Origin of the sequence: Paenibacillus xylanilyticus, from assembly GCF_009664365.1 — a bacterium.
In the GTDB taxonomy this organism is placed as follows: domain Bacteria; phylum Bacillota; class Bacilli; order Paenibacillales; family Paenibacillaceae; genus Paenibacillus; species Paenibacillus xylanilyticus_A.
Map to the genome: position 1 here is coordinate 1670465 of NZ_CP044310.1, position 16052 is coordinate 1686516.

Genomic DNA, 16052 nt, shown 5'->3' on the forward strand with positions numbered 1-16052 from the left:
ATATCACACCAGCCGAATTAGAACAGATCGAAATTGAAAAACATACAAAAAACGGAATAACGTCAGTGACTCTATGCGGCTTCTGAAGCCAAAAACATAAAAAAAGTGGAATGAGAGGATTGTGCGCCGGAAGGGTTAAAGCTTAAATTTTAAGTATGTAAAAACCGTTTCCAATACCCGGCCGGGTCGTTAGGCAGGATGCGGGATTCTCGAATCCATAACCAATCCAACAACAGGGGGTAGATTCTTTTGCGTAAAAGAATCAAATTTGTAAGCGTTATCTTACTGGCTGTAAGTTTAACGGCAAGCTTGCTTACCGGATGCACTTCCGAGACGAACACCTCAAGCCCGAGTTCGAATGCAGGAGAAACGCCGGGAGCTAACTCCAATCCAATCGAAATCTCCTGGGGCATTCACTTTGCCGCAGATGGAGTTGTGAATGACTCGGAGGTTCAGAAGTGGTTGGAACAAAAGTTCAATGTAAAGATCAAACCCGTGAAGGTAACGGACGCCAGTATCGCTTCCGGGGATATACCAGACATATTCATGCTCGGTGATCCTTCCAATGTAATCGCTTACCAGAATCAGGGCGTGTTAATGAGCATTGATCAGAACATGTTGAAGGAGAAAATGCCGGAGTATTACGCGGATATTGAGAAAAAGAAAGAGCTTTTTCAGACCGTTACCGTTAATAACGAGCTGTGGGCTATCCCGATGTTTATCGATTTGAAGCCTTACGATCTGGGGATGTTGTGGCGTAAGGACTGGCTGGACCAGGTCGGCATTCAGAAAGTCCCGGAGACGTTGGATGAATTCGAGGAAGCCGTTTATGCCTTTGCACAAAAGGATCCGGACGGTAACGGTGTGAAGGATACGTACGGGTTGACAGGAACGGCTACGTCCACGTGGTCATCCGGTTTCTATTCCATCTTCGGTGCATTCGGTGTGGAGCCGACCATGTGGATGGAGAGGGATGGTCAGATTGTAAATGGATCGATCATGCCTGAGACCAAGGAAGCCTTGGCGAAGCTGCGCAAATGGTATGCGGATGGGGTCATCGATCCGGAATTTATTACAGATACACAGGATTCATATCGTAAGAAACTGTACAACAACCGGATCGGCGTCATTGAAGAGCAGATCAGCAAAGGCGCTCTGCCGGAATCTGCAACAGTCAAGGAAATGCTGGCACTAAATCCGGATGCCAAGATGGCATTTTCCAAAAATCCGAAGGGACCTGGCGGTGATGGCTCATGGGATTGGGGAATCAAGAGCAATTTCCTGGTTATCGGCAGCAAAGTCAAGGATCAGCCTGAGAAGCTTGAGAAGCTGTTCGAAATTCTACAGGCACAGAGCAATGATGAAGAGACCATCAATATGACCAGCCTTGGGGTAAAGGGGGAGCAATGGGATTTTGCTGAGAGCGGGGCTACCTCGGGGGCGACTACATTCCTGCCTGGATTCGATAAGCAGGAGCAGCGTGATCAACTGGGAATCCGCCTGTTCTCTTTTGGTAACATTACCACCCAGGCTTATCGGGACAAATATTCCGATCCGAAGCTGAATGAGGCTGTCAAAACGTATTCATCGGCTCCAAGATGGACCGATGCGCTGTTATTCTCTGTGCTGCCTTCGGACGGAAAATACAAACAGGAATTGACGTCACTCATGCAAAAATATTTCGCACAAATTATCAGCGGCGAAATTCCTCTGACTGAGTTTGATACATTCGTAACAGAATGGAAGGCAAAAGGCGGCGATGAATTAACGAAGGAAGCCAATGAAATGTACCAAGCACAATTCAAAAAATAACCCTGACTTGGCTAAGCCACCCGTGAGGGCTTAATTATCCCTTGCGGGGAGGGCTGGCGGTTTGGTTTAACAAGGAAGTGCGCCATGAAAACGATAAAAAAACACGGAGAGCTGCTTTTATTATTTCTATTCGCCTTCGCATTCTTCGTTGTATTTAAATACGGCCCATTATATGGAGTCGTCATTGCCTTCAAGGATTTCCGGGTCGTCGACGGCATATGGGGAAGTCCGTGGGTCGGTTTCCGCCATTTTCAGGAAATATTTCAGAATGGTGACTTTTATCGATTACTTAAAAACACCCTGCTCCTGAATTTGTATCAAATGATCTTTGCTTTTCCTGCACCAATCATACTGGCGATTTTGCTTAACGAGGTGAGGTCAAGGTATTTCCAGCGGTTTATCCAGACGACCATGTACCTGCCTCATTTCGTATCGTGGGTCGTCATGTCCGGGCTGATTATTTATTTTCTCTCTCCAACGTCCGGCGTTGTAGGGGAAATTGTGAAGTGGTTTGGAGGGGAACCTGTCTTTTATATGGGAAAGAAGGAATATTTCCGTCCGATTGTGGTCATTTCTTCAATCCTCAAGGATATCGGCTGGGGCTCGATTATCTACTTTGCAGCTTTGGCGGCGATCAACCCGGAGCTGCATGAATCGGCCGTCATTGACGGAGCCAATCGGTGGCAGCGAATCATTCGAATTAATATCCCATCCATTATGCCAACCGTCGCGATTATGTTCATCTTGAGTCTAGGTGGTTTCTTAAGCGCAAACTTCGAACAAATCATCAATCTGTTAAACCCGGTCAATTATGAAACGGGTGATGTCATTGATACTTATGTCTACCGGGTAGGTCTGCAGCAGTTTCAGTACAGCTACACGGCGGCCATTGGTTTGTTTAAATCGCTGGTGGGGCTCCTGCTGATTCTGGGGGCTAATCTGACCGTGCGAAAATTGAGCCGCGGCGAGAGCGGTCTATGGTAAAGGCAGGAGGAAGACAGTCATGAAAATAAAAAGATGGCAAGAGCTCATTGCCCCCGCCATGATCTACCTTATATTGTCCATCCTGGCAATCATCGTTGTGTACCCGTTCATTCATGTCCTGTCCGTCTCCTTCAGCGGTAGGGGAGAAGCACTGCGAAGCGGATTTCATTTTTATCCTCGGGATTTCGAGTGGGAAGCATACCGCGGGCTTCTGGACTATCCATTAATCTGGTCAGGATATGCGAATACGCTGTTTCGGATGGTCGTAGGCACGACCTTAACACTTCTCGTTACCGTCTGCGCCGCTTATCCGCTCTCCCGTCCCGATCTGCCCATGAAGCGGCTGCTGATCATGCTGCTGTTGTTCACAATGATCTTCGATGGCGGGATTGTCCCGCAATATCTATTAATCAAAGAACTGCATCTGCTTAACACGCACTGGGTCTATGTGCTGCCATCCGCTGCCAATGCTTTTCATGTGCTTGTGATGATTTCGTTTTTTCGCTCCGTTCCGGATGCACTGATCGAAGCAGCTCGTATCGACGGGGCAAGGGACTTGCGGATTCTGTTCCGTATTCTGCTCCCGCTGTCCATTCCATCTCTTGTGACAATCGGGCTTTGGAATCTGGTTTATCACATTAATGCGTTTATGGATAATCTGCTTTACGTCACCGATTCATCCAAATTCGTGCTGCAGCAGGTTGTCCGCCAAATCCTCATCGAGAGCAAGCTCGACCCGTTTACTACGGCGACGCTTGCAACACCGCCTGCTCCGGAGAGCTTGAAAATGGCGGCTGTCATTGTCAGCTCCTTGCCGGTGATCGTTATGTATCCTTTCCTGCTTCGATATTTCGAAAAAGGCACCATGATTGGATCTGTAAAAGGGTAGTGATCATGTGTAATTTATCTGATTGATCTGATAAGGGAGGTATTTCCGAAGATGATGAGGAGAAGGATCATTATTGCATTAATCCTGGTGTTGTTGGTGGGGTGTCTGCCGGTTACGGGAGCAAATGCGGAAGATACGGTGGACCCTGGTGCTGTCTTTTATATTTCAAATGATGGCGATGATTCGAATCCGGGAACAGAAGCTGCTCCATTTCGCACACTTGAGAAGGCAAGGGACGCAATCCGGCAATTGAAGACGGATTCCGGGCTGCCTGAAGGCGGTGTGACGGTCTATTTAAGGGGCGGCACCTACAATAGAAGCGAAAGCTTTCTGCTGGAGGAACAGGATTCCGGTACGGAGAATAAGCGGATAACCTACAAGGCTTACCCAGGAGAAAGTGTGCGGTTAAACGGCGGTCTGGAACTTCAGAAAAGCTGGTTTTCTCCGGTAACGGACACGAATGTCCTGGACCGAATCATCAGTGCAGATGCCAGAACGAAGGTTCTTCAGGTAGATCTGAAAGCTCAAGGTATCACCGATTACGGGGTAATGAGCCGGCATGGTTATTACAAAGCCAATGACGTCAGTCAGGTTCCTCCGATGGAGCTGTATGTTGAAGGTCAAGGCATGACCCTTGCCCGCTGGCCCAACAATGGAACGGTTCAGATGGGCACCATTACCGATCCCGGACCTACCCGCAATGATCCGGATTTGCAGACACGCGGCGGGACCTTTACCTACAATTACGAAAGACCGGATCTCTGGGAAGAGGCGGATGACATCTGGTTGGATGGCATATTCGGTTACAGCTGGGAATGGTCGTACAATAAAGTGGCATCCATCGATACAAGCAACAAGACAATTACCTTGGCATACGGAGAGATGAGCGGTCTGTTTACCAACTGGTACCCGGACTTCCATTTTGCCCAGAACCTGCTTGAGGAGATCGATATGCCAGGTGAATATTACATCGACCGGAAGCAGGGCAAACTCTACTTCATGCCTACGGCTGCCTTTGAAAGTGATCATCCTGAGATCATGGTTACAATGCTTAAAACACCGATGATTAACGCGAATAATCTTTCGCATGTGACCTTTGAGGACCTGATCCTGGAGAATGGCCGGGACTCCGCAGCAGTTATTATGGGCGGTGACAGCGTCCGATTGGAGCACTGCGAAATACGTAATTTCTCCAATGGGGGCGTACTGATTAATACGCAGAGCCGCTGGTTGTATAACGACTTTGCCAAAGTGAACGGAGTGAATCATGCGGTGATCAGCTCCCATATTCATCACATCGGAGGGACCGGGGTGATTCTGAATGGTGGAGATAAGAAGACGCTTGAGCCAGGAAACAATGTCGTGGCGAACAGCCATATCCATGATTTTGCTTATTACCATAAAGCCTATAATCCGAGCATTTTTCTGACCGGGGCGGGGAACAAGGTTTCCCACAACGAAATCCATGACGCTCCCCATCCAGGAATGCTGATCTTTGGCAATGACCATCTCGTGGAATACAACAATATTTATGACGTCTGCAAAACCTTCTCGGACCTCGGCGCCATCTATATGAATCTGGGCGAGTCGCCTCAGGAACGGGGATCGGTAATCCGCAGGAATTATTTCCACAATATCGGGGAAGGCAAGGCAGGGGTTCAAGGGGTATATCCCGATAACTTTACCATGGGCATTACCATTGAAGAGAACATATTTAACGGCATGGGTAACGATGCCATTCTCAATAACGGCGGTGCCCATATCAAGACCCGGAACAATATTTTTATTGATGCTAAGGTACCGTATGAATATTCGGACATGTATCTAGGCGATCAACCGGATCAGCAAATCTCCAAAAATTATATGCCTAAATGGAAGGCGTTGTTTGAAAAGAACAACAATTTCGAAGGCACACCGCATATGGAGAAATACCCGGAACTGGCGGATTTCTTCACGGAGAACCGGTTTTATCCGGATACCAACACGTTTCAGAACAATGTAATCTATAACCCGACGAGGAAACTAAGCGGCACGAATAATCAGGGAGCAAATGACAAACGAAACCTGCTCCAGTATGCGAACAACTGGATTACGGATCATGATCCTGGCTTTGTTAATCTCGCGAATGGGGATCTGAATTTAAAGGCGGATGCCGAAGTGTTCCAAAAGATCCCTGGCTTCCCGGCGATCCCTTTCAGCGAGATGGGAATCCAGGGGAAAGCCGGTCCATACCTGGCTCCGGATCACATTGCTGTGGATCGAATCCAGTTGTATAACGAAAGCGTTACCATCGGGATTGGGAAGTCATTCGCTCTGTATTCCGCAGTCATTCCCTGGAACGCAACGAACCCCGCTATTCAGTACACGTCGAGCGACCCTTCAATTGTGAAGGTGGATCCAAGCGGCAAGCTGAAGGGTGTTAGTATAGGGAACGCAACGATTACAGCCGTTTCTGCTGACAACCCGGCCTTAAAGGATGAGGTTCAGGTTACTGTTGAAGTTGGGGATGGCATTATCGATTATACCGATTTCGAAAACGGCAGGAACAGCTGGCCGACAGACCCGAACCGAAGCATTGTCGAGGTGGAAGGCGGCAACCATATGTATAAGCTCGTTAAAGGAGCAACGACGCTAAACGAGAACGAATTTAACCATTATGAGCTGAGTTTTAAGTTTAAGACGCCAAAAGTCATTGCAGATGATGCCACATTCTATGTGTTTGACCGGCTGAACTCTGGCGGAAGCGGCGGCAGAATTGGTTACCGGAAGTATGCAAATGGAACATCTGCCTGGCTCTTGTATAATGCGGCCTGGGCTGCAGTGAAGCAGAATACGCTGCCTGCACCTGATCTGCAGCCGGATACGGTCTATAACATGAAAGTCATCGTTAAGGGTCCAGAGATCAGTGTTTATGTGGATAACAAACTGAAGCTGAAGGCGAGCGATGCGACATTCAATGCGTCCGGCCAGGTTGGGTTTTATGCCGGAGGCTTCAGTGAACTCCTGTTTGATGACATCAAATTCACGGTTCCAAGCAGGGAAGTATCCGGTTTGCTGCTGGGTGAGAGCCGTGTCAACATGGTCAAGGGGGAACAAAAGCAGCTGCAAGTTCAATTTGATCCGCTTGATGCCGAGAATAAGGAGGTTACCTTCCATACCTCCCAACCGGGAATTGCGGCTGTGGATGAACATGGATTGGTAACCGCTTTGGCGGAAGGCGAGGCAGATATCACCGTCACATCAGTCGCCAACCCGGAAGCTTCAGCATCCGTGCGCATTCAGGTATCGGATGTGATGCACTTTACGGATTTCGATTCGGGAGCGAACGGATGGCCGGTGGACCCGAACCGCAGTATCGTAACTGTGGATGGCAACAAAAAGTATAAAATTCTCAAAGGCGCCTCGGCCCTTCATCCGAAGACATATACCGACTATGACCTTACCTTCACGCTGAAGACGCCGGCGGTCATGCCGGATACGGGAACACTATATGTATATGATCGTTCCGTCTCCAGCACATCCGGGAAAATTGCATACAAGAGGCTGGCGGACGGCACTTCACAGTGGATTCTTTATAATGGAGCATGGACAGCTCTGAAAACGACGAATCTACCTGATGAGGACCTGCGGCCTAATACCGAGTACACCATCCGCATCCGGGTCGAAGGTGCTGACATCCGCGTGTACGTAAACGGGGAACTTAGGCTTGAAGGGTCGGATACCAAGCACAATCCATCTGGAACGGTAGGTTTCTATGTTGGCGGGTTCAGCGAAATGTGGTTCGATGACATCAAGTTTTCCCTGATCGATACCGATCGGACTGCTCCAGAGACCACGGCCGTCATGAGTCCGGCAGAACCGGACGGCATGAATGGATGGTATACACAGCCTGTAACCCTTGCCCTGTATTCTTCTGAATACTCTTCTGCATCCGCATCGACAGAATATAGTCTGGATGGAGGGGATACCTGGCTGGCCTATCAGGACTCCCTGACCTTCAGTCAGGATGGCCGTTATTCTATTCTATACCGTTCACTGGATTCATCCGGAAACGCGGAGGAAGCGAAATCGCTCGAGTTTAATCTGGATGCTTCGGCACCCATGATTTCGGTGGCAGAGCCGTTAGCCAAAGACTTTACAAGTGCAGAGTCCCTGAATCTGTCATGGACTGCTGTCGATGAGGTGTCCGGGGTTAATGAATTGAAGAGTACAGCAAGGCTCGATGATCAGCAGATGGAGCAGGGGGCGGCAGTGCTCCTCTATACGCTGCCCCTGGGAGCTCACACCTTCACCGTAACCGCCACAGACGAAGCGGGGAATGAACAGGAAGCGGTTGTGACGTTCTCCACTTATGCAAATGTCAGCTCACTGAAAGCGCTGGTAACCCTCTTTCGGGAGAAGTCCTGGATTGATAATGGCGGGATCGCCAATAGCCTGCTTAAGAAACTGGATAATGGGAATACGGAAGCGTTCCTCCATGAGGTTCAAGCCCAGAGCGGCAAACATATTACGGAGGAAGCGGCGGCCTTCCTGCTTCGAGATGGGCAGGCGGTAACAACAGAATAGATGACAGAAAGAAGCCTTTCCGATCATATTCGGAAAGGCTCTTTTCTTATAGCTAACGTTGGAATTGCAGCTCAGGATAGATCCAGGCATAAGCATGATAATGGCCGCTATTGATATTAATATTGCCTGTGATCGGGCGGTAAGGGGCGACAAAACGTTCAAAGTCCGGATTCTTATAGATGTTCGCCATCGCCTCAACCAGATCGAGGGGCCATGTGCCGCCAGAGAGCTGTGCCGGGAAGATCGGATTATCGTCATATGGCCATTCCTTCAGATGTCCGTTGACATAATGGAAGAATTGTTCGACGGCACACTGGAGGCTTTTGCCGCCCGGTGAGACCCAGCGGAACAAATCCTCTCCCGTTGTGTCCAAGACGAGCTTGGCGGCAGCCGTTACCGGAGCGAGAGCGAAATAATGATACCACAGGGAATGCTTGCCTCTGGACGTTTCTTCCGGAATGAATCCTTCGATGGAGAGGGAGTGGTCGAGATGTTCTTTGAGCGCGGTCACCTCTTCTGCCAAACGAAGCTTATCATCCATAAAACGATACAGCGCTAACTGGGCATACAGACTCCAGTTCCACCAGTTGTTGCGGAGAGGGATTCGATCCCACTCCGGCAGACATACCTGGGTCATCCATTGGGTGAACATTTCTCGCTCCTTTTCGCTCCAGTCCACGTATTCTTTGATTTCATTCGCCGCCAGAAGGAGTCCAACCCCCAGATAGGCCGATACCAATGGTCCGTCCGCACCTGTAATCTCCCGATTAACCACTGCCCAGCCCATGATGATTTCCTTCGCTTTGTCTGCATAAGCAGCTGTTCCTGTCAGCCGGTAGGCCAGTGCAGTCGTATAGGCCGTCTGGGCGTCCATCTCCATCCGCCGCTTCGCGAGCGTGTGCCCCTCCGTATCCTGGTAAAAGCCGGGAATCCCCCAAGTGGCAATCGCATGGCTGTTCGCAGATAGACTCTCGTTTGCTTGCTCAATAAGAACTTCAAGTGCAGTCGGATGTTTCATATGCATGCAGCCCACCTCTTTTGAAATGGAATGATTCATTAATATTCTTGTCGCAGTATCAGATACGGAAAAGTAAACTTACTTGGGCTCTACATCATCCAGGGTCAGACGATATTGAAGATGCCTCATATATGAACCGGCTGAGTTCCTAAATACCATACCAAACCGGATGTCCTCACCGGCTCCTTGCACGATGGCGATCAGACGATTAATACCCGCACGCAGCTCGATATGTCTCTCCGGTTCGGGAACATGACTCCCGTTTAGATAAATCTCATATTCGCAGTTTGTGTTGACTTGAAGCTTACCTTGAAGGATACCATCGACCGCATTGCATGAAGGGTCCAAACCATGAACGAAACAGCTCAGGAACCAGCGCACCTCCCCAGGATCCTGGATAAGAAAGGCACCGTCTGATGAGCTTCGCTCTTTCTTGAGCATCCAGCCGTAGAGCCCCTCACCCAGATTGTTCAGCGAGAATTCCGGATCTGTATAGTAGGCCTTCATTGCCTCGTAATTGACCCAAGGCTTGCAAGGCAGTGCCATGACCTTTTCAATCGACCAGTGCGCGTCTGTTTTGGAGCTGTGAAGAAGACCGTCGTCTATGGTAGCCCCCAGATTGGCCAAAAGTCGGCTGTATAAGCGTATGGACTTGGCGGAATCCGGTTCAAGGAGAAGTTGAGATAAAATGATACATCCTTGTTCTGGTTCCACTTGCAGTACGAAACTCCTGGCAGGACGCTGATGATCCCGGTTTAGCTCCACCAATGCCAGCCTGCTGTATTCCGACGTATGCCCATGCACAAAATAATCCTTCCATGCTGTTCCTTCTACGCTTGCACATAGTACCGCTGCACCGGTCGTATCCAGACTGTAAGAGGCCAAGGGACGATTAACAACTTCTCTGGGGGAGAGAAAAACCTTGTCGAAGCCGAACAGGTCAACCGGACTTAATCCTTGGACCACAGGCCTATCGTAATTCGCCTCCAAGTGATACGTTTCATGCTTCAGGATCGAGACAGGGCGCTTCAATAGAGCAGACAGGGCGGCTTCATGACCTGGGGCAGCCGGCAGGATGACGAGTTGACCGCCCTGCCGAACATATTCATGTAACAGGGCTACGGAATCCCGATCCAACAGGAGGTCTGGCTCCACGACAACAAGTTGATATGTCCCGAGAAGGCTGCTCGTGATATTCTCAAGCACGTCGAAGGAAAGGCCAAGGGACCGCAGGAAATGCTCTGCTGCTCCTCCCGGTTCAACCCATGTCCCCGTTCGGATCGATATCGCTTCGACGTTTCCTGCATAAGTGAGCATGTTGCGCAGCAAGCAGCAGGCCGCAGGGACGGTATCGAAGTGCATCATAAGCTGCAGTTGATTAGCGATGAAGAGGCCGCTGCCGTTCCGGTATTCCAGTAGAGGTGACCACAGATCCCCGCCATCTCCAAAGTCCCCTGCGCTGCACTCCAGGATCATATTGAAATTGCCCTTGACCGGTTTCTCGAAAGCGGCGTTGATGATAGGAGGGGGACCATCCTCACGTATCTTTTCGTCCCAATACATCAAATCCTCATCGTCCAAGCCCTGAAGGATGGGATGGGTATAGCTGCCCGCGTGGGCACGGATGAAATCCTGCCGCGAAATTGTCAAATGACCCAGAGACAGATGAAGCTGCTCCAACAGCAGAAGACGCCCGCCCCTCCGTACATAATTTTGGAGCGCCATCTCCAGTTGACCGCCCTCATCCTCCAGCCCGCTGCCTGCAACGACGAGGTGATTGGGGGAAAGCTCACCAAGCTGTTCAAGCCGGATTCGTCTGCATTCCGGGACAAGCACGTTTATCCGATCGAAGTCTTCGTCCCGACCTATGAAGGCCACAGGTCGGCCTATAGAGACAGGGGTGGTTTTATAATGTGAGGGATACAGTTTGTACTGCAAATCCAGCTCATGAACGAGCTTGTCATCGTGAAACATTACGGCATGCACGTGTATAGCGGTTACATCCTTAACAGGCTCAGGTTTCCAGGTTACGGTCACGATCTCATGATCCGCCGGTTCTTGGTTGAATAGGAAGAGCTCCTGGTGAAGGAGTCTGTCTTCCTGACGTACTTCGCATTCAATCCGAGTTTGGCTTGAATGGAAGGTATCGTTATAGACATCGAAGCTTCTGGAAATCGGCCCATCATCAAAGAAGGAATGATTGTATTCTGCCGGTATCATGGTAGCGGGCTTAAAAGAGGCTTCCATGATTGGGAAGGACGGGTTCTTCATATAAAGCGGATATTCCTTCGGAAGAAGACCGTTATTTAGCGTTAGCGCGTATTTCGGAATGACTTTTGGTTTCGGCCCCGGCGTATCTGGAGCAGATGGAGGAAGCACAATATCGCGTTCCGGCATGGCCCGCATGAAATAATGGGCGAAGTTGAAGGTGGAGATTCCGGAAACGCCTTGCCGCCTCGCATATTCGATGAACAGCCGCTCCTTCTCGGCCAGACCCCGGATACATTCATCCGTGTTTCGATACGCGGCCAAGCCTACGTACATGCTGCTGTTCTGGGGACAGACATACCACCAGCCGCCATGCTCGCCGAATACGAGAGGTGCCTTCCGATCCCATGCGTCGATGGTGCCGTCTATGTTATAGTGCCTGCTCTCTACCTCCGTAAGTTCTTGGGGGAGGAGACGGTTATCGCCTTCTGCAATAATCGGGCGGGTAGGATCTAACTCGCGAATGAGGTTCATCATGGAAGGCATATGCTGCTTGAATATATCGCGGCCGTCCACCCAGCGCATCTCGTTCTGCAAGCTCCACAGGATAATGGATGGATGATTACGGTCACGCTCTACCAGTCTGCGGACATGGGCTGTGCAGTTCGCGATATAAGCGGGATGATCGGCAGGCATGGATTTGCTCGAACCGTAGATGGCCGTTTCATCCACAATCAGCATGCCCATCTCATCGGCGATATCCAGATAATAGGTCGGATGAGGAGCGGCATGCAGACGAACACAGTTCACTCCGGCCTCCTTGCACATGCCATACCAGGTGCGTACGTACTCCTGCGTTTGTTGAATGGCACCCTGGAAATGCCAGGAGTCACCGCGCAAGTTTATGGGCGTACCGTTAAGGATAAACTGCGAACCCTCGGTCCAGATCTCACGGAAGCCGAATGGCTGTTCCACCCGGTCGATAACCCGCTCACCGTCCAGAAGCCAAAGCTCCAAGCTGTACAAGAAAGGCTGCTCCGGATTCCAGTACTTGGCGTCCTCCCAATCCAGTCGGAACGTGAGCCGGCTTGAATCCCCTTGGCCGCTCACGGCTAACACATTAGCTTCAGCCTGAAGAATGGGGGAGGACGCCGAATCACCGTTTTCGCGTACATGAAGAATAGCCTTGTGGGATGTCTTTAAGGAGGAAGCCAAGGGATGGATTACCGCAGCATCTACGTCCAGCCAATTCTCCCGTACCGACGTTCGGATCGCTACATCGGCAAGCGAGACATCCGGCCGACTTTCCAGATATACGTCCTGCCATATCCCTCTGGCAATCGAACCGAACCACGAGCCTGCAAGGCCCGTGATCTTCTGTTGACCAGAAGGAATCTCCACCTTGTCAAAGCTGCCGCAGACTACATGAATTTCGTGCTCCGTATCCTTACTGACCAGTTCAGTAATCTCCACGAGAAGAGGCAGGTAACCATCCTCCCACATGGCTACGAGATGATGGTCGAGATACACGGCAGCCTTTTGCATGATCCCGTCCATACGGAGGAAGATGCGTGTCCCTGGTTCATTCATGGATGGAGGCACCCGGAATGAACGGTGAAGAACTCCCGCTTCGGCTTGCGCCCACTCCTTCGGATATTGAAATACATCATATGGCGCATATTCGTACTCAGGAATGCTCCCGAAGTTCTTTCCCTGAGGCCTTTCGTAGGAGCTTCTCCAGCTGGAGGGAACTTGAACCTTCTGCTCTTCATAAACCAGCTCTCCAGGAAGGCAGAAGCCAGTACCCTGCTCATACAAAGGCAGGAAATTCCATTCACCGTTTAAGCAAAATTGAGTTCGCATGGTAGGAATACTCCTTTCGTTTAACAATCGTTATGCCCGGATCACGAGCGGAATTTCCAGCCAGATCCGGGAGTTCCCATCGGACGAATCCCAGGGTATGAAGTGAGGCTCCATCGTTCCCGCCCAATCAGGCGGCGTATGGGATGTGGAGAGCTTGCCTGAATAGGACGGCTTCTCGATGGTTGCCGGATCTTCCGAGTAGAAGAACATCAGATTCTCATGCAGGGCAATTATCCCGTACTTATCGCCATCCCCCGGATTCTCCTCCTGATACTGGTAATGGTAAAACACATAACTGGCGACTTGATCCGGCTTGAGATGGGCGATTCTGGCATAAGGCCGGGCCGAAGCGTTTTTTCTTAACCATTGTTTCTCGCTGACCGGCTTGTGATAGTGGAAAATATCGATCATCGGTACCCACCTTCTAGCACTGCTCGTTCCGGGCCAGATTTCCAAAGCGTCTTCGCAGTGAGCGAAGAGTTCATGAGGATCAACCGAAGGGGCTGGACTTTCATAATAAAGAAAAAGCTGTGTTCCGAAATGGAACAGACTAAGTTGACTGGCGCCGAGTTCCTGCATCTGGATTTGGAGTTCTGGTAAGGCTTCGTGGAACACTTGCTTCAGGTACATATTCTCGCGGCACTGTGCACGGAAATGATAGCGGTACATAAGCCACCTCAGTTTCATGTCGTTTATCCCCATGTTACTGTAATTGGCTTCAGAATTCCTTGACGATAGTGACCTTCTTTAGCATAATAGCGACATGAATAGAAAAAGCCATTATCTCGACCTGGGGCTGGAAACGGATTTTATTTTTCGCATCGAAAAATGCCCTTTAACTCATGACTTTGATGTGCACCAGCATGACTATTCCGAGCTCGTTGTCATTCTTGGAGGTACTGCAACTCACATTATCGAAGGAAGGGAGTATCCGATCTCTGCCGGGCAGGTGTTCTTCATCCATGGCAATGTGTCCCACGGCTATAAAGACGTGGATCATATTGAATACGTCAACGTCATGTTTCATCCTGACCAGATGACTCAGCTGCAGGAACTGAAGCTGATGGCTGGCTTCCAGGCATTATTTTATTTCGAGCCGTTCTACCGGAAGGAAATGAACTTCAAAGGAATGCTTACCCTGAATGATGAACAGCTGCGGCAGGTCACCGGTCTGCTGGATGTCATTCTGGATGAGTATGAGCAGCGGCCAGAAGGTTACCGAATGCTGATCCGCTCCTATTTTACGGCACTCATGGGTGTGCTCTCTCGTTATTATGTGGCGAACAACGGGTGGCCTCAGAATAAAGCGCTGCGAATCGCCGAGTCCATTACGTACTTGGAGGAACACTTTCAGGAGCCTCTCAATCTGGATATGCTCGCGGAAAGGGCGTATTTGTCCAAAAGACAGTTTCTACGCGAGTTCGCAAGGAACTTCCAAACGACACCTATGGACTATCTGATCCGGCGGAGGTTGGATTATTCCTGTACGCTTCTGCGTAATCCCAATCTGTCCATTTTGCAAGTGGCTCAAGAGAGCGGATTCCGGGACCAGAATTATTACGCCCGCCAGTTCAAGAAGATTTACCTGTGTACGCCTACGGAATATCGGGAGAAATACACCTAAACGTTTTGATAAGAAGACAACAGGAACTTATAGGAAAACAATAGGAACTCATAACAAAACAATAGGAATTCATAACAAAACAAAACAATAGGAAACTATAAGAAAACAGCAGGAACGATTACGTTCCTGCTGTTTTTGTCATGTGCGGCCCAAGCGGGTACTGCGATATTGACCGGGTGTCATTCCCAGCTTTTTTCGGAATAAGCGAATAAAATAATTGGCGTTCTCAATCCCGATCAGCACACCGATCTCAGATACGGGAAGGCTCGTATTTTCCAAGAGAGATTTAGCTTTATTCATCTGCAGCTCGTGCAGGTATTGAAGCGGACTCAGTCCTGTGTATTTCTTCAGGCAGCGGGAGAGATAGTCCACATGGAAATGGAGCGTTTCTTCCATATGCTTCGCATCGAAGGGACGGGTGATATGCTCTTCGAGATAGCTTATCGTTTGATCGCACAGTATTCTCGAGCGGGGAGCATATTGCAGACGCATAACCGACTGCAGTTCGGTCAACAAGCCAGCGAGCTGCCCCTGCAGCGGCAAGGACGTTGCGGGCGACAAGCTTAGGTGAAGCTCCATCATTCGCTGCAGGTAGGGAAGAATGCTTGGGGTGTGCAGGCTTGTGAATTTGGGAATGTACATGACCTGCCGGTGCGGAGTGACATCCAGGTTGGAGCCTTTCGTGAAGGGGGTCGACCATGGAATATGTCCGCTGTCCATTGTTCGGACAGGCTCAGGGTGGGCCAAGTGGAGCCAGTATATTTCCGTTTCTTCCTCGCAAGGGCGATGCCCGACATGCAGACGGTTCGGCTCAAGCACAAGCAAGGAGCCTGCTGTAATTTCGAATGGCACTTCATCTTCCGTCATGTACAAGGTGCCCTTCATTACAAAGAGCATGTCATACAAGTTAAACGAACGACTCAGGTGCTGCTGCCCCGGATCCCAGATGGAGTGACCGATCGTCACTAACTGCGGAAGTGGGGGGATGGTTAGCTCAAGACAATTCATAAAGCCAGCCCTTTCCATTACTTCTTGGTGCACCTATTGTATCATGCACTGAATTGCGAATGGTCGGAATTGTGCTATAA

At 49.9% G+C, this 16052-nt stretch carries 9 protein-coding genes; 5 read left to right on the plus strand and 4 right to left on the minus strand.

What is annotated here, in order from left to right:
* Window positions 1-249: 249 nt before the first annotated feature.
* The 4 genes from F4V51_RS07475 (at window position 250) to F4V51_RS07490 (ending at window position 8251) form a co-directional block, all read left to right on the plus strand.
* Window positions 250-1812 carry an extracellular solute-binding protein gene (locus F4V51_RS07475; RefSeq protein ID WP_153977485.1) on the plus strand — a complete coding sequence of 521 codons (1563 nt, stop codon included), beginning with the start codon at window positions 250-252 and terminating at the stop codon, window positions 1810-1812.
* A gap of 84 nt (window positions 1813-1896) precedes the next feature.
* Entirely contained in the window at window positions 1897-2796 is a 900-nt protein-coding gene (locus F4V51_RS07480; protein ID WP_095360474.1) for an ABC transporter permease, read from the plus strand.
* Window positions 2797-2815: 19 nt separating this feature from the next.
* Window positions 2816-3685, plus strand: coding sequence for a carbohydrate ABC transporter permease (locus tag F4V51_RS07485; RefSeq protein WP_153977486.1), 870 nt, complete (start codon window positions 2816-2818; stop codon window positions 3683-3685).
* 51 nt (window positions 3686-3736) lie between these two features.
* Window positions 3737-8251 carry an Ig-like domain-containing protein gene (locus F4V51_RS07490; RefSeq protein WP_153977487.1) on the plus strand — a complete coding sequence of 1505 codons (4515 nt, stop codon included), beginning with the start codon at window positions 3737-3739 and terminating at the stop codon, window positions 8249-8251.
* A gap of 52 nt (window positions 8252-8303) precedes the next feature.
* On the opposite strand, the gene F4V51_RS07495 is transcribed toward F4V51_RS07490, so the two are convergent.
* The 3 genes from F4V51_RS07495 to F4V51_RS07505 all read right to left on the minus strand — a co-directional run bounded on the left by F4V51_RS07495 (window position 8304) and on the right by F4V51_RS07505 (window position 14027).
* A complete protein-coding gene (locus F4V51_RS07495; RefSeq protein ID WP_162009914.1) occupies window positions 8304-9275 on the minus strand; it encodes an alginate lyase family protein in 972 nt (323 codons plus the stop codon).
* Between the two features lie 72 nt (window positions 9276-9347).
* Entirely contained in the window at window positions 9348-13340 is a 3993-nt protein-coding gene (locus F4V51_RS07500; RefSeq protein ID WP_153977489.1) for a glycoside hydrolase family 2 TIM barrel-domain containing protein, read from the minus strand.
* Between the two features lie 30 nt (window positions 13341-13370).
* Window positions 13371-14027 carry a hypothetical protein gene (locus F4V51_RS07505; RefSeq protein ID WP_236146714.1) on the minus strand — a complete coding sequence of 219 codons (657 nt, stop codon included), beginning with the start codon at window positions 14025-14027 and terminating at the stop codon, window positions 13371-13373.
* A 76-nt stretch (window positions 14028-14103) separates the two neighbouring features.
* Between F4V51_RS07505 and F4V51_RS07510 the strand changes: the two genes are divergently transcribed.
* Window positions 14104-14964, plus strand: a complete 861-nt coding sequence (locus F4V51_RS07510) for a helix-turn-helix domain-containing protein (protein ID WP_153977490.1) — start codon at window positions 14104-14106, stop codon at window positions 14962-14964.
* Between the two features lie 138 nt (window positions 14965-15102).
* Here F4V51_RS07510 and F4V51_RS07515 read toward each other — a convergent pair whose 3' ends face one another.
* Window positions 15103-15972: a helix-turn-helix transcriptional regulator gene (locus F4V51_RS07515; protein WP_153977491.1), complete on the minus strand. Its 870-nt coding sequence runs from the start codon at window positions 15970-15972 to the stop codon at window positions 15103-15105.
* Window positions 15973-16052: the final 80 nt, after the last annotated feature.

What these genes read in the sequence shown, in the direction of transcription:
- F4V51_RS07510 (WP_153977490.1), top strand. Translation starts at nt 14,104, where the DNA reads ATGAATAGAAAAAGCCATTATCTCGACCTGGGGCTGGAAACGGATTTT.
- F4V51_RS07505 (WP_236146714.1), bottom strand. Translation starts at nt 14,027, where the DNA reads ATGAAACTGAGGTGGCTTATGTACCGCTATCATTTCCGTGCACAGTGC.
- F4V51_RS07515 (WP_153977491.1), bottom strand. Translation starts at nt 15,972, where the DNA reads ATGAATTGTCTTGAGCTAACCATCCCCCCACTTCCGCAGTTAGTGACG.
- F4V51_RS07485 (WP_153977486.1), top strand. Translation starts at nt 2,816, where the DNA reads ATGAAAATAAAAAGATGGCAAGAGCTCATTGCCCCCGCCATGATCTAC.
- F4V51_RS07480 (WP_095360474.1), top strand. Translation starts at nt 1,897, where the DNA reads ATGAAAACGATAAAAAAACACGGAGAGCTGCTTTTATTATTTCTATTC.
- F4V51_RS07495 (WP_162009914.1), bottom strand. Translation starts at nt 9,275, where the DNA reads ATGCATATGAAACATCCGACTGCACTTGAAGTTCTTATTGAGCAAGCA.
- F4V51_RS07490 (WP_153977487.1), top strand. Translation starts at nt 3,737, where the DNA reads ATGATGAGGAGAAGGATCATTATTGCATTAATCCTGGTGTTGTTGGTG.
- F4V51_RS07500 (WP_153977489.1), bottom strand. Translation starts at nt 13,340, where the DNA reads ATGCGAACTCAATTTTGCTTAAACGGTGAATGGAATTTCCTGCCTTTG.